Annotated in this window: 16 protein-coding genes; 11 read left to right on the plus strand and 5 right to left on the minus strand. The window is 62.9% G+C overall.

Going from position 1 to position 23,779, the window contains the following annotated elements:
- Positions 1 to 3 precede the first annotated feature (3 nt).
- From C4N04_RS21665 to C4N04_RS21685, 5 genes are all read left to right on the plus strand, one after another.
- The gene (locus C4N04_RS21665) at positions 4 to 912 is read left to right on the plus strand and encodes an amino acid--[acyl-carrier-protein] ligase (RefSeq protein WP_009994187.1); all 909 of its coding nucleotides are present in this window, start codon (positions 4 to 6) and stop codon (positions 910 to 912) included.
- The gene (locus C4N04_RS21670; RefSeq protein ID WP_183738755.1) at positions 903 to 1,883 is read left to right on the plus strand and encodes a DUF1839 family protein; all 981 of its coding nucleotides are present in this window, start codon (positions 903 to 905) and stop codon (positions 1,881 to 1,883) included. The genes C4N04_RS21665 and C4N04_RS21670 overlap by 10 nt, the downstream gene beginning before the upstream one ends.
- 16 nt (positions 1,884 to 1,899) lie before the next feature.
- Positions 1,900 to 4,380: a glycoside hydrolase family 2 protein gene (locus tag C4N04_RS21675; RefSeq protein WP_096762097.1), complete on the plus strand. Its 2,481-nt coding sequence runs from the start codon at positions 1,900 to 1,902 to the stop codon at positions 4,378 to 4,380.
- A 47-nt stretch (positions 4,381 to 4,427) separates the two neighbouring features.
- Positions 4,428 to 5,606, plus strand: coding sequence for a glycosyltransferase family 4 protein (locus C4N04_RS21680; RefSeq protein ID WP_077992344.1), 1,179 nt, complete (start codon positions 4,428 to 4,430; stop codon positions 5,604 to 5,606).
- Between the two features lie 81 nt (positions 5,607 to 5,687).
- Positions 5,688 to 8,999 (plus strand): alpha/beta fold hydrolase, encoded by a 3,312-nt coding sequence (locus C4N04_RS21685; protein WP_086156398.1) that lies wholly within the window; start codon positions 5,688 to 5,690, stop codon positions 8,997 to 8,999.
- A 21-nt stretch (positions 9,000 to 9,020) separates the two neighbouring features.
- On the opposite strand, the gene C4N04_RS21690 is transcribed toward C4N04_RS21685, so the two are convergent.
- The 3 genes from C4N04_RS21690 to C4N04_RS21700 all read right to left on the minus strand — a co-directional run bounded on the left by C4N04_RS21690 (position 9,021) and on the right by C4N04_RS21700 (position 11,558).
- Entirely contained in the window at positions 9,021 to 10,199 is a 1,179-nt protein-coding gene (locus tag C4N04_RS21690) for a glycosyltransferase family 4 protein (protein ID WP_077992349.1), read from the minus strand.
- A 145-nt stretch (positions 10,200 to 10,344) separates the two neighbouring features.
- On the minus strand, positions 10,345 to 10,581 hold the full coding sequence (locus C4N04_RS21695; protein ID WP_003543721.1) for an Lrp/AsnC ligand binding domain-containing protein: 237 nt from the start codon (positions 10,579 to 10,581) through the stop codon (positions 10,345 to 10,347).
- A 68-nt stretch (positions 10,582 to 10,649) separates the two neighbouring features.
- Positions 10,650 to 11,558: a LysR family transcriptional regulator gene (locus C4N04_RS21700; RefSeq protein WP_077992353.1), complete on the minus strand. Its 909-nt coding sequence runs from the start codon at positions 11,556 to 11,558 to the stop codon at positions 10,650 to 10,652.
- Between the two features lie 103 nt (positions 11,559 to 11,661).
- On the opposite strand from C4N04_RS21700, the gene C4N04_RS21705 reads away from it, so the two are divergent.
- From C4N04_RS21705 to C4N04_RS21735, 6 genes are all read left to right on the plus strand, one after another.
- Complete coding sequence (locus C4N04_RS21705; protein WP_106796997.1) at positions 11,662 to 13,074, plus strand: VOC family protein; 1,413 nt, start codon at positions 11,662 to 11,664, stop codon at positions 13,072 to 13,074.
- A 67-nt stretch (positions 13,075 to 13,141) separates the two neighbouring features.
- Positions 13,142 to 14,425 carry an FAD-binding oxidoreductase gene (locus tag C4N04_RS21710; RefSeq protein WP_106796998.1) on the plus strand — a complete coding sequence of 428 codons (1,284 nt, stop codon included), beginning with the start codon at positions 13,142 to 13,144 and terminating at the stop codon, positions 14,423 to 14,425.
- Between the two features lie 64 nt (positions 14,426 to 14,489).
- Positions 14,490 to 16,028, plus strand: a complete 1,539-nt coding sequence (locus tag C4N04_RS21715; protein ID WP_106796999.1) for an aldehyde dehydrogenase family protein — start codon at positions 14,490 to 14,492, stop codon at positions 16,026 to 16,028.
- A 189-nt stretch (positions 16,029 to 16,217) separates the two neighbouring features.
- Positions 16,218 to 17,240 carry an iron ABC transporter substrate-binding protein gene (locus C4N04_RS21725; RefSeq protein WP_158775578.1) on the plus strand — a complete coding sequence of 341 codons (1,023 nt, stop codon included), beginning with the start codon at positions 16,218 to 16,220 and terminating at the stop codon, positions 17,238 to 17,240.
- A 63-nt stretch (positions 17,241 to 17,303) separates the two neighbouring features.
- Complete coding sequence (locus C4N04_RS21730; protein ID WP_106797002.1) at positions 17,304 to 18,971, plus strand: iron ABC transporter permease; 1,668 nt, start codon at positions 17,304 to 17,306, stop codon at positions 18,969 to 18,971.
- On the plus strand, positions 18,968 to 20,005 hold the full coding sequence (locus C4N04_RS21735) for an ABC transporter ATP-binding protein (protein WP_106797003.1): 1,038 nt from the start codon (positions 18,968 to 18,970) through the stop codon (positions 20,003 to 20,005). The genes C4N04_RS21730 and C4N04_RS21735 overlap by 4 nt, the downstream gene beginning before the upstream one ends.
- Before the next feature lie 2 nt (positions 20,006 to 20,007).
- Here the strand turns inward: C4N04_RS21735 and C4N04_RS21740 are convergent, their stop codons facing one another.
- Both C4N04_RS21740 and C4N04_RS21745 read right to left on the minus strand, forming a co-directional pair.
- Complete coding sequence (locus tag C4N04_RS21740; RefSeq protein ID WP_106797004.1) at positions 20,008 to 21,339, minus strand: glucoamylase family protein; 1,332 nt, start codon at positions 21,337 to 21,339, stop codon at positions 20,008 to 20,010.
- Positions 21,340 to 21,691: 352 nt separating this feature from the next.
- Entirely contained in the window at positions 21,692 to 23,134 is a 1,443-nt protein-coding gene (locus C4N04_RS21745; RefSeq protein ID WP_106797005.1) for a M81 family metallopeptidase, read from the minus strand.
- Positions 23,135 to 23,779: the final 645 nt, after the last annotated feature.

The following is a 23,779-nucleotide window of genomic DNA, read 5'->3' on the forward strand; positions in this document are numbered from 1 at the left end:
GTCATGGATATGCAGACCTCGTTTCTCGACCGGCTTTTCGAATCCGGCCTGCTGATCGATACGGGTATCGACGGGCTCTATGGCCGCAGCGGCCAGTTCGAAGAGGTGATCGCCGCGTTTGAGCGCCTCATCGACAAGGTCGGCGGCGGCGACGGTGCGGAGGCCATGCGTTTTCCGCCCGGCATGAACCGCGCCTTTTTCGAAAAGAGCGGCTACATGAAGAGCTTCCCGCAGCTGGCCGGCACGGTGCACAGCTTCTGCGGCAGCGAACTCGACCATGTGAGCCTGTTGCAATGCATGGAAGTCGGCGAGGACTGGACCAAGGGACAGGAAGCGACCGATATCGTGTTGACGCCGGCTGCCTGCTATCCACTCTATCCGACGGTCGCCAAGCGCGGCAATCTGCCGAAGACCGGCGGCCTCTTCGACCTGCAATCCTATTGCTTCCGCCACGAGCCGTCGAAAGACCCGGCCCGCCAGCAGCTGTTCCGGATGCGCGAATATGTCTGCATGGGCACCGAAGAGCATGTCACCGATTTCCGCCAACGCTGGATGGATCGCGGCGTCGAGATGATGAAAGCCGTCGGCCTCGAGGTGACGATCGACATCGCCAACGATCCGTTCTTCGGCCGCGCCGGCAAGATGCTCGCCAACAATCAACGCGACCAGAACCTGAAGTTCGAACTGCTGATCCCGATCACCTCGTCCGCCAATCCCACCGCCTGCATGAGCTTCAACTATCATCAGGACGCCTTCGGCACGAAATGGGGCCTCAACCTCGAGGACGGGAGTGTCGCGCACACGGCCTGTGTCGGCTTCGGGCTGGAGCGCATCGCGCTTGCGCTGTTCCACCATCACGGGCTTGACGTGAAGCAATGGCCGGCCAGCGTCCGGAAAACGCTGTGGGGCTGATGGGAGCGATGACATCGGTATTTTCGGGGATCGACCCGGAAACCTACCGGGCGCATGCGCTGCATTCCAGCGAGCGCGCCTGGCCGGAAACCAATTGTTATGTCGATCTCTGGATCGAGGTGCTGGCGACGTCGGGCGTTGCGCCCGAGGCGATGCTCGGTTTCACCCTGATCCAGGATTTCGAGGGCGACCAGTTCACCTTCTTCAAGGTGCCGCTCGAAGATCTCGAAGCGCTCTACGGAATCCGCGCCACCGAGCTTGCCATTTACGACCGTGTCGAACGCCATGTCGAAGTGCAGATCGCGCGGGGCCGGCTCTGCCTGATCGAGATGGATTCCTTCTATATGCCGGATACGCGCGGCACCGCCTACCGGCAGGAGCACGGTAAAACGACGGTGGCGATCAACCGGCTGGACGTTGCGGCCAAGCGCGTCGATTATTTCCACAATGCCGGCTATTTCCGCCTTGAAGGCGAAGATTTCGACGGGCTGTTCCAGCTGCAGCTGACGGAAAACGACCCGCCATTCCTGCCTTACACGGAATTTGCACGATTCCCGGAAAAGCCCGCCGATGAAGTGCATCTGCGCGCGACCGCGCGGCGGCTGTTCGGGGCTCATTTCAACAGGCGACCCAGCGAAAATCCGATCCGCGCCTTTGCAAGCGTCTTTCCGCAACAGGTGGAAGCGGTGGCTGAGCGGCCGTTCGGCTTTTTTCACAAATATGCCTTCAATACGCTTCGCCAGGTCGGCGCCAATTTCGAGCTTGCGGCCGATCACTTGGCCTGGCTCTCCCCGGATGAATTCGCCGCCGCCGCCGAGCATGCCAGGCGCATTTCGGACGCAGCGAAATCGGTGCAGTTCCAACTCGCCCGCGCCGTCGCCCGCAGGAGGTTCGAGCCGCTGCAGGCAGCCCTTGATCCGGCCGCCGATGCATGGGATTTGATGATGGCATCGCTTGCAGAGCGAATCTGAGGCCGGAGATCAGACCATGCGGGGGCGTTTGGCAAGCATCGGAGCCGAGGAAAGCGTGCTTTCCGAAGGCTGGAACCTGGTCCTGACGGAACCGGATGCCTGTGCGGTGCCGCACGACATTCCGCTCTCTGCGCAGTTCATTCCAGCACCCGTTCCCGGAACAGTCGCCGCGGCACTCGAAAGGGCCGGGCTTTTCGACCGGGAAAATCCGGAACCGCTGAACACGAAAGACGCCTGGTATCTCTGCCGGCTCTTCGATGCTGAGCCCGGCGAAGCGATCTTGCGTTTCGCGGGGCTTGCGACGCTTTGCCATGTGTTCCTGAACGGCCAGGAAATCCTGTTTTCCGAAAGCATGTTTACGGCGCACGAAATTCCGGTGACGCTTTCGGGCGGCGACGAGCTGGCGCTCTGTTTCCGGGCGCTCGGACCGCGTCTGTCGGAGCCCGGTCCGCGCGCGCGCTGGCGGCCGCAGATGATCACGCCGGCGGGCTTGAAAAATTTCCGCACGACGTTGCTCGGGCATATGCCGGGCTGGTGCCCCGATATCCACGCGGTCGGCCCGTGGCGGCCGATTTCGCTGGTGCGGCGCGATCCCGTCTCGATCGACAATGTCTCGATCCGCACCGTATTGGACGAGAGCGGCGTCGGCCGGCTCAGCGTTTCCCTGCACAGTAGTGCCGACAACCCTTCGATGCTGCTCCGTTGCGGCGGAATGGAGCAGCCGTTCGAAAAGGTCGGCGAGAATCATTACTCGGCTATCCTCAAGCTTGCCGACATCGAACCCTGGTGGCCGCACACGCATGGCGCTCCACGTCTCTACAAACTGACGCTGGTTTCCGATGGCGCCGAGTATTTGCTCGGCAGCACCGGCTTCCGGCGTATCGAGGTCGAGCGCGGCGATGACGGCGATGACTTCGCGATTCTCGTCAATGGCGAGCGCGTCTTTTGCCGCGGCGCGGTGTGGACGACGGCGGATGTCGCGCGCTTGCCGGGCGGACGGGCGGACTACGAGCCGTTCCTGCGTCTTGCCACTGACGCCGGCATGAACATGATCCGTATCGGCGGCACCATGGCCTACGAGACGCCGGATTTCTTTGCGCTTTGCGACGAGCTCGGCCTGCTGGTCTGGCAGGACTTCATGTTCGCCAATTTCGACTATCCGCGCAACGACAAGACTTTTCTCGGCCATGTACATGCTGAGGTCGAGGAATTCCTGCACGGCGTCCAGGCCTCGCCTTCGCTCGCGGTGCTCTGTGGTGGCAGCGAGATCCACCAGCAAGCGGCGATGCTCGGCCTGCCGACGGAATTCTGGAGCGGACCGGTCACCGACGAAATCATCCCGGCCATCGTTGCCCGCATGCGTCCCGATGTGCCCTATGTTCCGAATTCGCCCTATGGCGGCGCGATGCCGTTCTCTCCCAATTCAGGCATCGCCCATTATTACGACGTCGGCGCCTATATGCGGCCGATTGCAGATGCGCGCCGCGCCGATGTGCGGTTTGCCTCGGAAAGCCTGGCCTTCGCGCATGTGCCGCAGCAACGGACGCTGCGACGTCATCTCGATGTGCCGGCCGTCCACAGCCCGCTCTGGAAGGCGCGTGTACCGCGCGACCGTAGCGCATCTTGGGATTTCGAAGACGTTCGCGATCATTATCTGGAGCTTCTCTACGGTCTCGATCCGGCCCAGTTGCGCCGCGAAGATCAGGAACGCTATCTCGATCTCTCCCGCGCCGTCACCGGCGAAGTGATCGAGGAAACCTTCGCCGAATGGCGGCGCGAGGGTTCCGCCTGCAATGGCGCGCTTGTCTGGACGCTGCAGGACCTCATGCCCGGCCCCGGCTGGGGCGTGATCGATTCCACCGGTGAACCGAAGCCGGTCTGGTATGCGATGCGCCGTGCGTTCCGGCCGGTCCAGGCAATCTTCACCGACGAGGGAACCAACGGACTCGATGTGCATGTCGTCAACGAGACGGATGCCGACCTCGACGTGGAGCTCGAGGTCTTCTGTCTGCGCGACGGCAAGCAGCAGGTCGTCAGCGGCAACATGGCCTTCAAGCTGGCGGCAAGGAGTGTAGAGCGGTTTGCATCTACCGCGTTGTTCGGCGCCTTCTTCGATACGACCTATGCTTTCCGGTTCGGCCCGCCGGCCCATGATGTTAGCGTCGCGCGACTGCGCTCGTTGTCGGACGCCGTGGTTCTGGCCGAAAGCTTCCATTTTCCTTGCGGACGGCGCAACGCGCTACGCGACGCGGGCATCGAAGCATCGCTCGTCAGAGACGGTGACGACTGGTTCGTCGATCTTCGCACCGACCGGCTGGCGCAGTCAGTGCATATCGACGTCGAAGGCTATCGGGCCGACGACGACTGGTTCCATCTCGCCCCCGGCGCGATGCGTCGCGTGAAACTCCACGCCCGCTCCGGCACCGAGAACGATCTTCCGCCTGCGGGCGAGATCAGAAGTCTGGGCAGCTCACATCGCGTCATGCTCCAGGGCTGATGCTTCCGCCAAGAATAAATACCGACGCATTGAGAAAGATCCGTGGTTTGAGAACGATATACCGCTTTCTGCGTGCCCATCTCCTGCAGCGGCTGATCCCGCGCTCGCGTCTTGCCTTCAATCCGCGCAAGCCGGTGGAAGTCGTCGGCTATCTCTCGATGGCCGTCGGCGTCGGCGAATCGGCAAGGCTCTGCGCCGGTGCTCTGTCGGAAGCGGGGCGGGCGATTTCGCTTTCCGACGTCAGCACCCATCCAGACGAGAAGTCCTTTGCCGGCTGGATGCCGGCAGGTCTCTCCACTGAGCCGCCGGGGAGCCGGATCTGGCATCTCAATCCGCCGATGCTGCCGCGCGCCATTTTGAAGAAGGGCGTCGCGAATTTCACCCGCGCCTTCAACATCGGCAATTTCGCTTGGGAGCTCGAAGTCGTGCCGGCGGAGTGGCGCAATGCGATGCATTATATGAACGCCGTCTTCGTGCCGTCGGAATTCACCCGGCGGGCAATCGCCCCGCTGACCAAGGCGCCGGTCATCGTCGTTCCGCATCCCGTCACCGAGGCGCCGGCGACCGAAGGCATGCGGGAGAAGTTCGGCATCGAGAAGGACGCCTTTCTCGTCAGCTTCATCTTCAGTGCCGGCTCGTCGATCAACCGGAAGAATCCGCAGGCCGTGATCAAGGCTTTCAGGATATTTGCCACCGAAGCCCCAAGTGCCTTTCTGCTGATGAAGGCCAGCGGCGATGTGAACAAGGACGAAGGCCTGCGCGAGCTGGTTGCCTCGGTTGAGGGCGACAGCCGGATCAGGATCGTCACCGACAGGCTGTCGAACGCCGAAATCAACGGTCTCATCCGCTGTTCAGACGCCTATCTTTCGCTGCATCGTTCCGAGGGTTTCGGGCTGACGGTCGCCGAGGCGATCATGCAGCGTACCCCGGTTATCTCAACCGCCTGGTCGGCCACGGCGGATTTCTGCGATCCGGACAATACATGGCTGGTCGACTCAGCCCTCATTCCGGTGGTCGACACCCATCCCGAATTTGCCGGGCTCGCGGGCGCGGTCTGGGCGGATCCCTCTCCTGATGCGGCGGCCGCGCACCTGCAAGACATCTTCCGCGCACCCGAGCGTGCACGCGAGAAGGCCGAGAAGGCGCGGGAGTTCCTGCTGCGTTACCTCGCGGAAAACAGCTACGAGAAGGCGCTTCAGACGCTGGCGGCGATGCAGGCCAGCTAGTGTCACTCCCGCTTTATTTTAACATTTTCGCATTAGAAATGGTGGGTATCAGGCCTTAGGCCGAGCCTGGCGGATGGACGGATGTCGAAGGGTATTATCGCAAATTCGGTGATGAATGCGGCGGCAGGCATGCTGCTGTTGCTGACGGGCTTCGTCTCCTCGATCATCACGGCGCGTCTGCTTGGGCCGGAGGCAAACGGCATCGTCGCCTTCTCGCTGTGGCTGGTGATGACAGGCGCCTCGATCGCGGAGCTCGGCTCCAGCATCACGCTCCTGAAGACCATGCCGCAGCTTTCGGCGGAAGGTTACGATGAGCGCCGCCGGCGAGGATTTGCCGCCATCCTCGTCAGCTTCATGATGTTTTCGACTGTCGCGCTGCTGGCGCTCTACGCCCTGTTCTTTCTGACCTCCGAGGAGATGCACTGGGCCGAGACCGCGCCGTCCGTCGCTCTGGTCACCGGCGCGCTGTTCTTCGTCCAGGCGATCGGATCCTTCGTCAAATTCTACCTGATCGGCGAAAAGAAGCTTGGCGCCTTCTTCAAGCTGACCGTCGGCGTCTCGATCGTGCAGCTTGCCGGCGTTGCCGCCGGCGCCGTTTTCTATGGCGTCGAGGGGGTTCTCGTCGGTTATGCGCTCGGCCAGCTCGTGCTGTTTTTCGCCACACTGCCGATCCTGCTTGCGCGGCGCGACTGGTGCGGGGTCTCGCTGAAGTATCTCGCCTCGTCCTCCGTCATCCTGTCGATCCAGTTCATCATCGATTCCATCTTCCTCAACCGGCTCGAGCTGCTCTTCCTGCAGCAGTTCTGGTCGGTGGAGATGGTCGGTTACTACGCCGTCGGCCTGTCGATCGCTAATATCGCGCTGCAACTGCCGATCCAGATGACCGGCAGCCTGCTGCCCTACTATTCCGAGCGGCGGCATAACAGCGACGATTCGACCTTGCCGGTCGAAGTCTTCGCCGCCGTCACCCGCAGCATGGCCTATATCGTATTGCCGATGAGCCTCGGGCTTGCGGCGATCTCCAGCGAACTGGTGTTCGTCGTGTTCGGCGAAGCGTTCCGCCGCAGCGGCACGGTGGTGGCGCTGCTGGCGCTGGTGGCGCCCGCCTATACCTTCATGCAGATCCTCAGCCTCTACCTCCTGTCGATGGACAGGGCCCGCTCCCGCCTGAACATCAGTGTGATAGGTGGCCTTCTGATGGTAGTCGGTTGTTTACTGATCATACCTAGGCTCGCCGCCGAGGGTGCCGCGCTCGTGCGCATCCTCGTCTTCGTTGCAATGTCGGTGATGATGATCAGACAGACAGGATTCGGATCTCAGCTTTCGGGCCTTTACACGAGCCTGACGAAGGTGACGCTCGCTGCCGTGCTTTGTGCCTGCGGGGCGATTTCGGCGCTGGAATTCATACAGGGTCCGGCCGGCCTCGTTGCTGCAATCCTTGCCGGCACATTCTGCTATTTCGCCGCACTCCGCGTGCTGCGCGCCGTGCCGGCCGAAGATGTCGACGTCATGCGCGCCATTCTGGATAAGATGCCGTCGTTGCTCAAGCGGCCTGTGGGACACGCGATCAATTTCATCGCGCCGCGGCTTCCCGGCGATCCCGATCGCGCCAAGGTCGCGCCCGGCGAATTCTCGCTCGAACCGGCCGAGGGTGCCGGACGCAGCGCTGCCCTGCCTGTCGTCTTCGACGGCACGATCGGGCTGTTCATGCCTGAGAATCCCGTGGCGAAGAAACGTTCGGCCGCCGTCCTCTTCGTCAGCCCCTGGGGGTTCGAGGAGATGTGCAGCCGCAAATTCTTCCGCGTCGCCGCCGAGCATTTCTCCGATATCGGCGTGCCGAGCCTGCGCTTTGATTATCGCGGCACCGGCGATGCGCTGGATTTCGGCGCATTGCCGGCAAGACTGGAAACCTGGGAAATTTCGATCCGGGCGGCCGCGGCCAAGCTGAAATCGCTCACCGGCTGCGACCGTATCGTCTTGATCGGACAGGGCCTCGGCGCAACGCTTGCCCAACGCATCGGCTCTTCGATCGACGGCGTCGACAGCCTCGTCATGCTGGCGCCGGTGCTGAGCGGCCGGGCCTATCTGCGCGAACTCACCATGTGGTCGAAGATCATCGATGCCGATCTCGGCCTCGGCAAGGAGCATGTCCAGACCGCCAAGGTGCAAATCGCCGGGCTGGTCATGCCCGAGGAGATCGCCGGCGAGCTCGCCAAGCTCAACATCGCCTCGCCACAGGGGTTGGCGGCGTCCCGCTATCTGATCCTCGAACGTCCCGCCAAGGCCGACGATACCGGCTTTGCCGATGCGTTGAAGGCGCTCGGCGCCGATGTCGAGCAGACGGTTTTCGAAGGCTATGACGAACTCGTCACCAATCCGCTCTTCGCCAAGACGCCGATGGCTGTGGTCGCGCTGCTGACGACCTGGCTGGAGGGCGCCACGGTGGAGACGTCCGCCGCCCCTTCGCCGGTAGAAATCGAGAACCCGCCGCTGGCCGGCGATGGTTTTGTCGAAATGCCGGTCCGTTTCGGAAGCCATGATCACCTGGTCGGCGTCGTCAGCCGGCCGCCCGGCGAGATCAAGGGCAGTGCCGTGCTCTTCCTGTCGACGGCCTATGACCGGCATGCCGGCTGGGGGCGGACGACGGTTGATATGGCGCGCGAGCTTGCGCGCCAGGGCGTGGTTTCGCTGCGCTTCGATTCCGCCAATGTCGGCGACAGTCCGCCACGGCCCGATGCACCGGAGCAGGTGCTCTATTCCGATACGCAGACCGCCGATGCGGTCGCCGCGCTCGATCTGCTCGAAGGCATAGCCGCCGGCCCGTTCATGGTGGCCGGCCGATGCAGTGGCGGCTATGTCGCCTTCCGCGCCGGCGTTGCCGACGAGCGGCTGAAGGCCGTCGTGTCGATCAATCCCTTCGTTTATTACTGGGATCCTGAGATACCTGTGCGTAAGGAACATGTTGTCTCCGTTCCCCGCAGCCTTGATGATTACGGCCAGCGCCTGGCGCGGCTCGATACGCTAAAGCGGCTGCTGCGCGGCCAGGTGGACGTCGTCTCTGCGCTGCAGAACATGGTCATCGCTGCCGGTCGTCGTCTGTCCCCATGGATCGCGCCGCTGCTCGAACTGCTCCCCGACCGGCGCCACATCGCCCGCGAAGTCCGGCATTCCTTCGCTGAGTTCGGTAAGCGTAAGGTGCCGTTGACGCTGATCTACAGCGAAGGTGATGTCGGCCTCGATCACGTCTATTTCCACTTTGGACCGCGCGGCGCCAAGCTTTCCCGCTATCCGAACGTGCGGCTGCTGATGCTGCCGGACGCCGATCACAATCTGACGCCGCCGCAATCACGCAGGTTCGTGCTCGATGAGATTATCCGTCTCGCCAAAGCGTGACGGAATTTCAGGCTGGCAGGATCAGACCCGGTCGGCCGCGGCGACGTTCAGCGATCGATAAAGATCGACATAACGTCCGGCGACAATATCCCAGGAATAGCCGCGCGCGGCGTCGAGGAGCCCGGAACGAACGACGTCCGGTTGACGTGAAAGGCCTTCATAGGCCGCTTCGATCACGGTCGCGGCGGCCTCGGGATTGGTGAAATCGGCAAGCCTGATGACGGGATGCCGGTCGGCAAGCGTTGTGAAGGCATCGTTGGCATTCAGCACCGGCAGAAGGCCGGCGCTCATCGCCTCCAGTGCCACTAGGCCGAAGCCTTCATATTCCGAGGCAGAGGCAAACAGCGAGGCCTCGGCAATGACGCGCCGAATGGCGTCATTGTCGGGCGAAACGTGCAGGGTGACGCGGCCGGAAAGGTCCCGGCCTTCGATCGCGGCTTCGACATCGGCCCGGTTCAAGTCGGATTCGGCCCCGACGATGTCGAGATGCCAATCCGGGTCACGGGTTTTCAGCACGGCCATTGCATCGAGCAAATGCTCCAACCGCTTGTTCACCGAGAACCGGCCGATGGTGACGATGCGGCGCTTTGCCCGACGCGACGCGGTGTCGGCGAATTTGCCGATATCGGCGCCATTTTCGATAAGCAGGCTGTCGGGTGCGATTTCGGAGAATTGCTTGAGATCGGAGGCGCTGCAGCAGACGAGCCGGCGGTAGGCCATCGCCGAAACACGGGTCAGGGTACGAAACCAGATCTTCTTGATCGCCGCGTATTTTCGTGTGTGGAAGAAGCCGCCATGGGTGGTGACGAGCATCGGCTTGCGATGCAGCAGCCTGCCCCAGGCGAGCGCGTCGAAGAAGAAATCAATGGCATGGACATGGATGAGATCGGCATCGGCGAGATGGCCGAAAACCTTGGGCGCCAGCGGATAACGGCTGCTGCCGGACCAGGGAATGCGCACCACTTCGATGCCGTCGATATCTTCGCGGGCCGGCAGCTTTTCCTCAGGCGCGGTGAACAGCGAGTTCAGCGTGACGACGCGAACGCGATAACCGCGCCGCACCGTCTGGCGGGCGAGATTGGCGACCACGTCTTCCAGGCCGCCGCGATTGGGCAGGAATTGACGCACGACATGGACGATCAGCGGGGCCGATTCCAACGTCGGCTTCTCGCGCACCCTATCTGCCTCGACGATCGCCATTTTCCACCTATCGCTGCGAGCGCCGCATCAAACGGACGCGGGACTCTTATAGCAACGACGAGCTATCTCAGGCGTTAAGTAGCGATTTAAGCGGCATGCCGAACGGCGATTCTTCGGTAAAAAGGTTAACCGCGTCTGACGGAGCTCAGAAGGCTTTGAAGGTCAGCGTCGTCAGCGAGCGGACGATGCCGGGAATATTGGCGATGTTGTCGTTGATGAACTTGCCGATATCCTGGCCTTCCTCGATATAGACCTTCAACAGCAGGTCGTAGTCGCCGCTGGTGGAATAGAGCTCCGAGACCAGTTCGGTCTGGTAGATGGCGTCGGCGACATCATAGGTCTTGCCGGGGGCGCATTGGAGCTGGACGAAGATCGGCTTCATGGGATTTCCTGCAGAGATTGTTTGGCTGATATAATGGTCGAAAGCGCCATGCCGATGCAAGCCGTTCCTCACGCAGCCGGATTGGCGGCGGCTTCCGCGACGATCCAGTCGCGAAAGGCGGCGAGCGGCGCATAGTCGGCGCGCTCGCGCGGAAAGGCAAGATAATAGCGCTCACGGCTCTCCATCTCCCGGTCGACGGCGGCGACAAGATCGCCGCGCCTGAGCTCCTCCTGCATCAGGAATGTCGGCAAGAGGGCGACGCCGAGACCGGCGATCGCCGCCTGTGCGGCAGTGGCGAACTGGTCGAAGAGCATGCCATGCACGCTTTCGAAGGACACGCCGTTGCCGGCGAACCACTGCTCCCAGGCATCCGGGCGCGTCGTCAGATGCAGGAGCGGAACGGCGAGCAGATCCTGCGGTTCCGAAATCCGGTGCTGATTCAGAAAGTCTGGGCTGCAGGCCGGCACCGTGCGCTCCGACATCAAAAAGGCGAGCTCGGCGCCGGGCCAGTGCGGATGGCCGAAATGGATCGCGGCATCGATCGAATCGAGGCGGAAATCGAAGGGTGAAAGCCGGGTCACCAGATTGATGGTTACGCCGGGATTGGCGGCGAGGAAGCGCCCGAGCCGCGGAGCCAGCCAACGCGTGCCGAAGGTCGGCAGGATGGCGAGATTGAGCGTGCCGCCATGCGGATTGGCGCGCAGGTTCAAGGAGGCGCTGGAGATGCGCCGCAGCGCTTCGCGGATTTCGCGGGCATAACTGTCGCCGGCAAGCGTCAGCCGCATGGTCTGGCGTTCGCGCAGGAAGAGCTCGACGCCAAGCTGCTCCTCCAGCGCGCTCACCTGGCGGCTGACGGCGCTCTGCGTCAGGTCGAGCTCGCGCGCGGCGGCCGTCACACTGCCGGTGCGGGCAACCGCCTCGAAGGCGGCGAGATGTGAAATCGACGGCAGAAACCGTCTTGAGCCAAGCATGTTCATTCCGTTTCAGAATGAGCTATTTCCGAAATAGCGATATTTCCGGCTTCGCAGCGGTTGTAAAGAGTTTCATCCTGCAAAAACGGAATGAGCCGGAGTTTTCCAGATGCCGCAAGCCTTCGTTTCCACTGACCGCATCCGTTCGCTTTTCACCGAGGCGATGTCGCAGATGTACCGGGCGGAGGTGCCGCAATACGGCACGCTGATCGAACTGGTCGCCGATGTGAATGCCGGCCGCCTCGAACGCGATCCGGAACTGCGCGAGCGCCTATCCCGGGCCGGCGAGCTCGAACGCATCGATGTCGAGCGCCACGGCGCCATCCGCCTCGGCACGGCGGACGAGCTTTTCACCATCCGCCGGCTGTTTGCCGTCATGGGCATGCAGGCAGTCGGCTATTACGATCTTTCGGTTGCAGGCGTGCCGGTTCATTCCACCTGCTTCCGGCCGATCGACGAGGCCGCGCTCAACGTCAATCCGTTCCGCGTCTTCACCTCGCTGCTGCGCCTGGAACTGATTGAGGACGAAGGACTGCGCAGCGAAGCCGACGCCATTTTGGCAAAGCGGCGCATCTATACGCCGCGCGCCGTCGCACTGATCGAGCGTCACGAGCAGAATGGCGGTCTGACGGAAGCGGAAGCGGCGGAATTCGTCGCCGAGGCGCTTGAAACCTTCCGCTGGCACGGCGAGGCGACGGTCAGCGCCGAAACCTACAAGCGCCTGCACGACGCCCATCGGCTGATCGCCGACGTCGTCAGCTTCAAAGGGCCGCATATCAATCACCTGACGCCGCGCACGCTCGATATCGACGCGGTCCAGGCCCGCATGCCGGAACGCGGCATCACGCCGAAGGCCGTCATCGAAGGGCCGCCGCGCCGTCATTGCGATATCCTGCTGCGGCAGACGAGCTTCAAGGCGCTGGAGGAGGCGATCGTCTTTGCCGGTGACGCGGAAGCCGTTCAAGGGACGCATACCGCCCGTTTCGGCGAGATCGAACAGCGCGGCGTGGCGCTGACGGCCAAGGGCCGGGCGCTCTACGACCGGCTGCTCGCCTCGGTTCGCGGCGAGGTGCAGGTCGGCGCCGGCGGCGCCAAGGCCGGCGCTTACGATCAGGAACTCGCCGATCGTTTCAAGGCGCTGCCGGACAGCTGGGACGAGTTGCGCAGGCAAGACCTGGCCTTCTTCCGTTATTCCGCCACGCCAGCAGGCATTGCCGCCGCAGTTAAGGGCTCGCTGGCTGGCGATCCTGAAGCGCTGATCGCCAAGGGTTACCTTGCCTTCTCGCCGATCGTCTACGAAGACTTCCTGCCCGTAAGCGCGGCCGGCATCTTCCAGTCGAATCTCGGTACCGATCAGCAGCAGAATTACGCCACGCGCTCGAACCGCGACGCCTTCGAGGCCGCACTCGGCGCCACCGTTCAGGACGAGCTGGCGCTTTATGCCGAACGCCAGGCGGCATCGCTGGATGCAGCGATGGAAGCGCTCGGCCTTGCCGGCCTGCAGCCGAAGACCGTGGCGTGAAATGCGCGCTTCAACGCTTCATCATATGGGTTAAACTACCGCGATTTCGTTCCGATCGGACTGAACCATGCTGAATGATCCGCGCTCCCACGGCCTCTGGGAAAAGACCGCAGCCGAACCGCCTGTTACCTCGCCTCTCGCAGGCTCGGTATCGGCCGACGTCGTCATCGTCGGTGGCGGCTACACCGGCCTCTCCTCCGCCCTGCATCTTGCCGAAGCCGGCTCAAAGGTGGTGTTGCTGGAGGCAAAGGAAATCGGTTTCGGCGGCGCGGGTCGCAATGTCGGCCTGATCAATGCCGGCATGTGGGTGATGCCCGACGATCTGCCCGGCGTGCTCGGTCCGCTGCATGGCGAACGCCTGCTCGAGCTGCTCGGCAATGCGCCGAATCTGGTCATGGAGCTGATCGACAGGCACGGGATTGCCTGCGAACTCGAACGCAACGGCACGCTGCACTGCGCGGTCGGGGCGGAGGGGCTGAAGGAGATCGAGGAACGCGCGGCGCAATGGTCGGCGCGCGGCGCACCCGTGACGCTGCTCGACGCGGCGGAGACAGCCAGACGCATCGGCAGCGACGCCTATACCGGTTCACTGCTCGACATGCGCGCCGGAACGCTGCAGCCGCTGGCCTATGCGCGCGGCCTTGCCCATGCCGCCGTCAAGGCGGGCGTCGTCATCCATACGTCGAGCCCCGTCATCGCAACGGAGCGCAGCGGCAGCCGCTGGACCGTGAAGACGAAAGGCGGCGAGGTCAGCGCGGACTGGATCATCGTCGCGACCGATGCCTATAGCACCGGCCCCTTCGAGCAGGTGCGCAACGAACAGGTCTATCTGCCCTATTTCAACTTCGCCACCGTGCCGCTCGGCCACAATCTCCGCCAATCGATCCTGCCGGGACGGGAAGGCGCGTGGGACACCAAGGACATTCTGTCCTCCTTCCGCATGGACCAGGCCGGGCGTCTCGTCTTCGGCAGTGTCGGGGCGCTGCGCAATACCGGGCTTGCCGTGCACAAAGGCTGGGCCAAGCGCGCCCTGAAGCGGCTCTTCCCCATGATCGGCGATGTCGAATTCGAATGCGAATGGTACGGCCAGATCGGCATGACCGACAATGCGCTGCCGCGCTTTCATAAATTCGCCCCCGGCGTCATCGGCTTTTCCGGTTATAATGGCCGCGGCATTGCCCCCGGCACGGTTTTCGGCCGGACACTGGCCGAGCATATTCTCGGCCGGCTTTCGGAAGCCGATCTGCCGCTGCCACTGACCTCGCCCACCGAACCGAGCTTCCGGGTCCTCAAGGAACTATGGTACGAAGCCGGCGCTCAAGTCGCCCATTTCGCCGATGCCCGCTTCTGAGAACCGACAAGCGCTTCTCGGAAGCGAAACTCGCTTCTGGAATAACAAGATTGGAACCACGACAATGAACATCGCCGTCCTCGATCTCGCCACCGAAACCGCCAAGCTGCTCGCCGAACTCGGCGTCGACGCCGGCCGCTATCATGGCGGCACCCTTTCCGTCACCTCGCCGGTGACGGGCAAGGAAATCGGCAAACTCAGAGAGCACACCGTTTCCGAGACGAAGGCGGCGATCGAAGAGGCGCACAAGGCTTTCCTCGAATGGCGTTCCGTTCCGGCGCCGAAGCGCGGCGAGCTGGTCCGCCTCCTCGGTGAGGAGCTGCGTGCCGCCAAGACCGCGCTCGGCCGTCTGGTCTCGATCGAGGTCGGCAAGATCACCTCGGAAGGTCTGGGCGAAGTGCAGGAGATGATCGATATCTGCGATTTCGCCGTCGGCCTGTCCCGCCAGCTTTACGGCCTGACGATCGCCACCGAGCGCCCCGAGCACCGGATGATGGAAAGCTGGCATCCGCTCGGCGTGGTCGGCATCATCTCCGCCTTCAACTTCCCCGTCGCCGTCTGGTCGTGGAATGCGGCACTTGCGATGGTCTGTGGCAATTCCACCGTCTGGAAACCTTCGGAAAAGACGCCGTTGACCGCGCTGGCCGTGCAGGCGCTGTTCGAAAAGGCGCTGAAGCGCTTCGTCGCCGAAGGCGGCACGGCGCCGGCCAATCTGTCGACCTTGATCATCGGCGGCCGTGAGGTCGGCGAGGTGCTGGTCGACCACCCGAAAATCCCGCTCGTGTCCGCCACCGGCTCGACCGCCATGGGCCGCGCCGTCGGCCCGCGCCTGTCGCAGCGCTTTGCCCGCGCGATCCTCGAACTCGGCGGCAACAATGCGGCGATCGTCTGCCCGAGCGCCGATCTCGACCTGACGCTGCGCGGCGTCGCCTTCTCCGCCATGGGCACGGCCGGTCAGCGCTGCACGACGCTGCGCCGTCTCTTCGTGCATGAAAGCGTCTACGACCAGCTGGTGCCGCGCCTGCAGAAGGCTTACGGCTCCGTCACCATCGGCAATCCGCTCGAAACCGGCACGCTTGTGGGACCGCTGATCGACGGCCAGGCCTTTGAGAAGATGCAGGCAGCGCTTGGCGAAGCGGCTTCGGCCGGCGGCAAGGTGACCGGCGGCCAACGCATCGACAACGGTTCGGCCGATGCCTTCTACGTTCGCCCCGCGCTGGTCGAAATGCCCGATCAGACTGGACCCGTCGAGCACGAGACCTTCGCGCCCATTCTTTACGTGATGAAATACAGCGATTTCGACGCGGTCCTGGCCCTGCACAATGCCGTGCCGCAGGGGCTGTCGTCGTCGATCTTTACCAACGACATGCGCGAGGCCGAAACCTTCGTCTCGGCGCGCGGCTCGGATTGCGGTATCGCCAACGTCAATCTTGGCCCTTCGGGCGCCGAGATCGGCGGCGCCTTCGGCGGCGAGAAGGAGACCGGCGGCGGGCGCGAGTCCGGCTCCGATGCCTGGAAGGCCTATATGCGCCGCGCGACCAATACGATCAACTACGGCAGCACGCTGCCGCTCGCGCAGGGCGTCAAGTTCGACGTCGAATAAGTGCAGTTGCGAGAGAGGCGATGCTCACGCGGCGTCGCCTCTTTCGACTGCCGTGAAATTCATGCACGCTCGTAACAAGATATTGTGATGCTTGTTTCGAGGCGACCAAACTTGAAATGGCTAGTCAAGAAAAATATACGCCTCTTACCACCCTCGGGAAGCCAGGGTGACATTGCCATGGAGGCTATCTTGACTATTGCTCTTAACCGTTTTTCCCACGTGCTGGCGCTTGCCGCTTCGCTTCTCTCCGCCACGGCGCTCGCCGGCAGCGCCAATGCGCAGGATGAAGGCATCGTCGTCTACAATGCTCAGCACGAAAGCCTGGGCCGCGAATGGATCGATGCCTTTACCAAGGAGACCGGCATCAAGGTCACCATGCGCCAGGGCAGTGACATGCAGTTCGCCAACCAGATCATCCAGGAAGGCGACGCCTCTCCGGCCGATATCTTCCTGACGGAAAATTCGCCGGCGATGACGCTGGTCGACGGCGCAGGCCTGTTCGCGCCGGTCGATAAGGAAACACTGGATCAGGTTCCCGATCAGTATCGCCCGGCCGATGGCATGTGGACAGGCATTGCCGCCCGCACGACGGTTTTCGCCTATGACAAGACGAAGCTTACCGAGGACAAGCTGCCGAAGTCGATGCTCGACCTCGCCGATCCGGCCTGGAAGGGCCGCTGGGGTGCGGCGCCCGCCGGCGCCGATTTCCAGGCGATCGTCGCTTCGCTGCTGCAACTCAAGGGGGAAGACGCCACCAAGGCATGGCTGAAAGGCCTCAAGGACAATGCTACGCCCTACAAGGGCAACAGCGTCGCCATGAAGGCGGTCAATGCAGGCGAAGTCGAAGGTGCGATCATCTATCACTACTACTGGTTCGGCGACCAGGCCAAGACAGGCGAGAACAGCAAGAATGTCGGCCTGCACTACTTCAAAAACCAGGATCCGGGCGCTTTCGTCAGTGTTTCGGGCGGCGGCATCCTCAAGTCCACCCAGCACATGAAGGAAGCCCAGGCTTTCCTGAAGTTCATCACCGGCAAAGCCGGGCAGGCGGTTCTCAAGGATGGCACGTCTTATGAATATGCCGTCGGCAAGGATGCGGCCTCCAACGACAAGCTCACGCCGCTCGCCGATCTGGATGCTCCGATGGTCGAGGCTTCGACGCTGGACAGCAAGAAGGTCGTGGAGCTGATGACGGCCGCCGGCCTTATCTGACGCTTCTGCCGCAGGCTTGCAGCAGCCAAAACTATTGCTTTTGGCTCAAGAAAACCTTAGGCCATGACGAAATCCGGCAACCGTCCTCCAAAGGCGGTTGCCTTCCTTTTTCAGCGTGTGAAGGCATCGGCCTTGCTGCAGGACAACAGATTGCTCGCATCCGGTACCGAGGCGCCGGCCGCACCGGGGACCATGCGAATGGTTTTGCCGCGCGGGAGCATGCCGCACGCGTCGGTCGTGCTCCTCGCCACCCTGGTCGCGCTATTCAGTCTCGTGCCGCTCGGCTTTATCGGCTGGATCACCTACGATGTCGGCTGGGAAACCGTGAAGGCGCTCGTCTTCCGGTCGCGTGTCGGCGACCTCCTCATCAACACGGTTCTCCTGGAATCGATCACCATTCCCCTGTCTATCGCGCTGGCCGTGACGCTTGCCTGGCTGACCGAGCGCACGAATGTTCCTTTCGCCAGGCTTTGGGCCTGGCTGGCGATCGCGCCGCTCGCCGTGCCGGCCTTCGTCCACAGCTATGCCTGGGTCAGCCTCATTCCCGGCATGCGCGGCCTGCAGAGCGGCGTCTTCGTTTCGGTGGTCGCCTATTACCCTTTCCTCTATCTGCCGGTCGCCGCAGCCTTGCGCCGTCTCGATCCGGCCATCGAGGATGCCGCCGCCTCGCTCGGCCTCAATCCCTGGCGTGTCTTCTTCCGCGCCGTGCTGCCGCAGCTGAAATTTGCCATCTGCGGCGGCTCGCTGCTGATCGCGCTGCACCTGCTTTCGGAGTATGGCCTGTTCGTCATGATCCGCTTCGACACCTTCGCGACGGCGATCGTCGACCAGTTCCAGTCTTCCTACAACAGTCCGGCCTCCAACATGCTCGGCGGCGTGCTCGTCGCCTGCTGTCTTTTCCTGCTTGGCCTCGAAGTGCTGCTGCGCGGCAACGAACGTTATGCCCGCGTCGGCGCCGGCTCGCCGCGTCCGGCCGATCGTCGGCGCCTCGGCTGGTTCATGGTGCCGGCCCTCTCGCTGCCCATCGTGCTGGCGGTGTTGACGCTTGGCGTGCCGCTGGTGACACTTGGGCGCTGGCTCTATCTCGGCGGCAGCGAGATCTGGCGTATCGAGGTCGCCAGCGCCTTCGTGCAGACGATCGTGCTCGCCCTTGCCGGCGGCGTGCTGGCGACGATTGCCGCCGCACCGATGGCGTGGCTGTCCGTGCGTGCACCCGGCCGCTTGCAGCGCCTGCTCGAAGCCTGCCACTATTATGTCGGCTCGCTGCCGGGTGTCGTCGTGGCGCTGGCGCTGGTGACGATAACCGTGCGCCTGATGCTGCCGCTCTATCAGACCTTCGCAACCCTGCTCGTCGCCTATGTGATGCTTTTTCTGCCGCGCGCCATGGTCGGACTGCGCACCAGCATTGCCCAGGCGCCGGTGGAACTGGAGCGCGCCGCCATGGGCCTCGGCCGCACCCCCGGCCAGGCGGTACGGCAGATCACCATGCGGCTCGCAGCGCCCGGAGCCGCCGCCAGCGTGGCACTCGCCGCACTCGGCATCACCAATGAACTCACGGCGACGCTGATGCTTTCGCCCAATGGCGTCGATACGCTGGCAACGAAATTCTGGTCGCTGACCAGCGAAATCGATTATGTCTCGGCCGCCCCCTACGCCTTCATGATGATCGTGCTGTCGCTGCCGCTCACCCTGACGCTCTATACGCAATCGAAACGGACCGCCGGCCAATGACGCTGCTTACGATCGAGAACATCAGCAAGCGTTACGGCCCGGTCCAGGCGTTGAAGGATATTTCGCTCGAAGTGCAGGCGGGCAGCCGCACCGCCGTCGTCGGGCCATCCGGTTCGGGCAAAACGACGCTGCTGCGCATCATTGCCGGCTTCGAGCAGGCCGACGCCGGCAGGGTGACCCTGGATGGCGACGTGCTGGCGGACGGTTCGGCCGCGGTGCCGGCCCATAAGCGCGGCATCGGCATCGTCTCGCAGGACGGAGCGCTGTTCCCGCATCTGAGTGTCGCCGAGAACATCGGCTTCGGTTTCGAAAAAGGGGCTATGGATCGTGAGAAGCGCATCGCCGATCTGCTCGATATGGTCGAGCTCGATCGCGGCATGCTGGCGCGGCGCCCGCACCAGCTTTCCGGCGGCCAGCAGCAGCGCGTCGCACTTGCCCGCGCGCTCGGCCGCAAGCCGCGGCTGATGCTGCTCGACGAGCCGTTCTCGGCGCTCGACACCGGCTTGCGTGAAAACATGCGCAAGGTGGTGGCGCGCGTGCTGCAGGCAGCCGGCATTACCGCCGTTTTGGTGACGCACGATCAAGAAGAGGCGCTGAGCTTTGCCGATCAGGTGGCGGTCCTAAGGGAAGGGCGGCTGATCCAGGCCGGATCGCCGCAATCATTGTATCTGCATCCCAGGGATCGCGAGACGGCACTGTTCCTCGGCGATGCCGTGCTGCTTCCGGCGATCATCCGGAACGGGCTAGCCGACTGCGCCCTCGGCCGCGTCGCCGTCGATGGCAGCCGGCAGGGCAAGGCGGAGATCATGCTGCGGCCCGAACAAATCCGTGTCATTGCCGATGAAAGCGATCGCGATCATGGCGGACGTGTCGTCGAGGTGGAATTCGGCGGCGCAGTCTGCACGGTTGCGGTTTCGCTTGACGGCGTTGCCCTGCCGCCGATCCGGATCAAGACCTCGAGCGTCGCCCTTCCCTCGCGCGGCGATCTCGTTCGCCTCGATATCTCAGGCAAGGCGCATGTCTTCGAGCGGTAAAATCAACCGACCTTACGCACCACTTCTTCCGGCTCGATGCCTTCGAGCCAGCCGCCGGTAAAGCCGGCGCGCTCGAGGCCGAGGCGGATGGTCGGCGATCGCCGCATCAGCTTCCAGATGAAATCGGAGCGCTCGTTTTCGATGGTCATGACGACAAGACCCTGGTCGATGCCGACGGTGCGGTCGTCGACCCAGCCTTCCGGCCGCTTGGTCTTGACCGTCGGGTTGAAGCCGCCGGGAAAACCGCCTTCCAAGAGCAGGTTCGGATAGCTGGTCAAAAGTGCCTTGGTGCCGTCGAGGGCGGCCTGCCGGTCGTAGGGCAGGCAGGCGAGGGCCGCCCAGGGCGCGATCGTCCCGTCATCGGGGCCAAGCGGGGCGCCGCGGGCGGCGTAACCCAGAACCTTCGGCTGTCGGCCGCCGCGCATGCGCCGGGTCGGCGGCGGGCCATCGCAGGCGGAGAAGCCCCAGATATTCCTGTTATAGCCGACAAACTGGCCGGGATTGCGCTCGGCATAATCCCGCTGGACGTTGATGACGACCTGGGTGTTGCGGAAATAATCCCAGTTGCGCTCCGCCATCGGCTTGTCCCGAATGCCGCGGAAATCGATCCAGGCATGCGAGAAGAGATGGATGAACAGCGGGCCGGCATAGAGATAGGGCTGTTCGCCGTGCATCATCCAGGAATAGCTCACCGTGAAGGCGTCGTAGCACGACTGCGGGATGGGATGCGTCGGCGATGCCAGCGCCAGGGCATAGAGGATGATCGCCTCGTCGAAGCCGTGATAACGCCAGCGCAGAAAACCCGATGAAGGCTTCCAACCCATGGAAATGGTGTCGCCCTTGTTCAGCGCCCAGCGCCAGTCGACGCGTTCGTAGATGAAGGTCGCGAGCTCACGGATTTCAGTCTCGGTCTCGTCCTGGCGATCGAAATATTGCGCTGATGTCAGGATACCGGCAACGAGCAGCGCGGTGTCGATGGTCGAAAGTTCGCTGTTCCAGGCGCGGTTGCCGGTGTCCATGTGCAGGAAATGGTAGAAGAAGCCGCGGTGGCCGGTCGCATGACGTTCCTCGCCCTGGCGCGCCTCGGCAAAGAAACGCAGCGTATTGACCGTGCGTTCTGCCGCTTCCTTGCGGGTGATCCAGCAACGTTCGACAGCAACGGGATAGGAGGAAAGCGCAAAGCCAACGGCCGCGATGCTCGCCGGCACGCCGCCGATCGAGGTATCCGCCACCAGGCCATTCTCGGGATTGGAATATTTCAGGAAGTACTTGAATGCCGAATGCTGCAACCTGTCGATTAGGGCTGCATCAATATCTTCAATCCGTTGCAGCATAGGCTCCTACCCAACTGTTGCATCGCCCCATGGTGGAACATGGGGGCCGTCCCCCGGGCAAATCAAACCTTTTTGATTCGCAAGGATAAGAGAACACAAACGGCGGGTATTGGTCGTTAACAATTATCGGTGAAATAATATCTAGCATAAGTCATATAAGCAGTGCAGCAAAAGGGCGCGATGCGCCGCGGCGGCACAGCGCATCTCCGGCAATACTTGTTGCCTCGCGGCACCCTGCAGGGCGGCCGCTTATCGACCGATCGCAAAAACCCATTCGCAAGTCGCGTGAGGGTCGCGGAGTCGTGCCGAACATTCTTTTGGGAAATCATCTCTCGCTGGCGTCGGTGAAATCTTAAGCCTGTGGCGATCGCGCGGAGAGGAAGACCTGCGGCTCGAAGGCAAAATCCTTGTCGAAAGGATAGGTCGGATGCTGTTTGCGCAGCCGCGGCAGGCGCTCGACGAACTGATCGACGACGCCCTCCGACAGTGCCATGAGGTTAGGATTAGCGATCGGCGCCAGTTCCGGCGAGAGATAGCCCGATTTGACGACGATGATCCGGGCCGCATGCGGGTCGAGCCCGAGCCGGGTGAAGTCGGCGATATTGTGATAGGGCCGCCGTTTGGCCGAAAGCGCCAGATCGATGCCGCCGGTCGAAACCACCGCCTGGCGGTCTGAAGGGTCGGACGTTTCGTGCAGGAACTTGACTGTGAAACGGGCAATGACCGGCCTGCTGCCCTTGGTGTCGAGCGAAGCGCCGACGCTGAGTTCGAGCTCGCGACCCACGCCCGCAGCGTAACAGGCCTCGGTCGCTTCGCGGTCGGCGATACCGGCAAAGACGACGCCGCTGGCGTTCCTGGAAATCAGCTCCGCCAAGATGTCGGCCCGATCTCCGACGCCGCCGCCGGTCGGGTTATCACCGGATTCGGCGAGCACGACAGGAGCCGTCGGGCTGGCGATGGCTCTGGCGACGCATTCTTCGACGGAGCCGGTCTCGCAACCGAAGACGAAGTCCTCGCGCGAATCCCAATAGGCCTGGGCAAGGCGTTTGGCCTCACGCTCGAGCACGGCCCGATCGGTGCCGGTCATGATGGCCGCAGCCGTGGCGCGCGGTTCGTCGGCCCAGACGTAGCCGACCATCAGCGACGCATCCCAGACGCCGTCGATCGCATCGATTTCGGGCAGCATGGCATAGAGGCTCTTAGCCGGCTCATCGACGGTGCTGGTGCGTTCGCCCGGCAGCACGACCGGGATCGGCGCCCAGAGAACAACCGGCTTCACGCCTGTTTTCAGGCTCTTTACCAGCATGGCGACCGAGCGGCGCATCGTCTCCTCGACATCGATATGCGGCGCCGTCCGATAGGTCGAATAGACATCGAGTGCATCAATGATGCGTTGGGTGACGTTGCCATGCAGGTCATAGCTCGCCGAAACCGTACAATCCTCGCCGACCAGCGCGCGGGCGGCACTAATCCAGTCGCCCTCGGCATCCTCCATGCCGTCCACATACATGGCACCGTGCATGGCAAGATACAGGCCGTCGAGCGGCAGCAGCGGTTTTAGCCGCTCGAGGAATTCGCTCTTGAACGCCTCATAGGTGGCACGCGAAACCGGCCCGCCGGCAATGGCGCGGGCATGGATCGTCGGCATGAATTCCGCGTCGTAGTCTCTGAGGAAGGCAAAGTAGGGCGATTCCAGCAGCCCCTCCCCGCGCAACACGCGAAAATCACTCTCCTCGTTCAGAACGGGATTGTGAGTGCTGCATTCAATATGGATGCCACCGACGGCGATGCGCATGGAAAACCTCGGATGTGGGAGCAATTACAATATAGGGCTGGTGATGAACTGAAGATGGGGGGCAGCGATTCGGCGGTCGCGCCGCCGCCCTCTGATCCTGATGATAGTTCGCAAAACAAGCTGATCAACCGCAATAAATGACAAAATGGATCCGAGCTTCTGACTCGATCGATGACGCTGAATCAGTTCCTCGAAAGCTTACCCTGGGAAGCCGTGAAAGGCGGCATCGCAAGATTCGCGTCGATCAACACAATCTCCTGAACGTCGTCGCGAGCCACCCCCACACAGTCAAAGAAGTCCATGTCGATCCTCGGAAGCGGCCCGAAGTCGATCGCCGGGAGGAACTGACGGTGAACTGGCTCAGGGAGCTGTATGGCGATACTCTCGTCTCTGTTGTCCCGCATGAGGATGAAACCTACCAGCACCTTGACGCCTACATCTTGCCGCCATCGCAGGACCTAAAAGCCGCCATTGACGGGATGGAGGGCATTCGAGCATGCGGCGATCGGTTCCGGTGCAGCCATAGGAGCGTCAGCGAAACGCCGCCCAGGGCGGGGCGCGGGACTGACTGCCCCCGAAGTCGCATTCCATACCTCTCCCGGGACGCTGCCGTGGAATGTCTCTTTTTTCCACCTTGCGTTTGTG

The sequence above is a fragment of the Rhizobium sp. H4 genome (assembly GCF_003013335.1).
Classification (GTDB): domain Bacteria; phylum Pseudomonadota; class Alphaproteobacteria; order Rhizobiales; family Rhizobiaceae; genus Rhizobium; species Rhizobium sophoriradicis.

Coding starts and splice junctions, on each gene's coding strand:
- C4N04_RS21665 (WP_009994187.1), top strand. CDS start 4: ATGGATATGCAGACCTCGTTTCTCGACCGGCTTTTCGAATCCGGCCTG.
- C4N04_RS21740 (WP_106797004.1), bottom strand. CDS start 21,339: ATGCTGCAACGGATTGAAGATATTGATGCAGCCCTAATCGACAGGTTG.
- C4N04_RS21730 (WP_106797002.1), top strand. CDS start 17,304: ATGACGAAATCCGGCAACCGTCCTCCAAAGGCGGTTGCCTTCCTTTTT.
- C4N04_RS21735 (WP_106797003.1), top strand. CDS start 18,968: ATGACGCTGCTTACGATCGAGAACATCAGCAAGCGTTACGGCCCGGTC.
- C4N04_RS21745 (WP_106797005.1), bottom strand. CDS start 23,134: ATGCGCATCGCCGTCGGTGGCATCCATATTGAATGCAGCACTCACAAT.
- C4N04_RS21690 (WP_077992349.1), bottom strand. CDS start 10,199: ATGGCGATCGTCGAGGCAGATAGGGTGCGCGAGAAGCCGACGTTGGAA.
- C4N04_RS21700 (WP_077992353.1), bottom strand. CDS start 11,558: ATGAACATGCTTGGCTCAAGACGGTTTCTGCCGTCGATTTCACATCTC.
- C4N04_RS21695 (WP_003543721.1), bottom strand. CDS start 10,581: ATGAAGCCGATCTTCGTCCAGCTCCAATGCGCCCCCGGCAAGACCTAT.
- C4N04_RS21705 (WP_106796997.1), top strand. CDS start 11,662: ATGCCGCAAGCCTTCGTTTCCACTGACCGCATCCGTTCGCTTTTCACC.
- C4N04_RS21685 (WP_086156398.1), top strand. CDS start 5,688: ATGTCGAAGGGTATTATCGCAAATTCGGTGATGAATGCGGCGGCAGGC.
- C4N04_RS21675 (WP_096762097.1), top strand. CDS start 1,900: ATGCGGGGGCGTTTGGCAAGCATCGGAGCCGAGGAAAGCGTGCTTTCC.
- C4N04_RS21715 (WP_106796999.1), top strand. CDS start 14,490: ATGAACATCGCCGTCCTCGATCTCGCCACCGAAACCGCCAAGCTGCTC.
- C4N04_RS21710 (WP_106796998.1), top strand. CDS start 13,142: ATGCTGAATGATCCGCGCTCCCACGGCCTCTGGGAAAAGACCGCAGCC.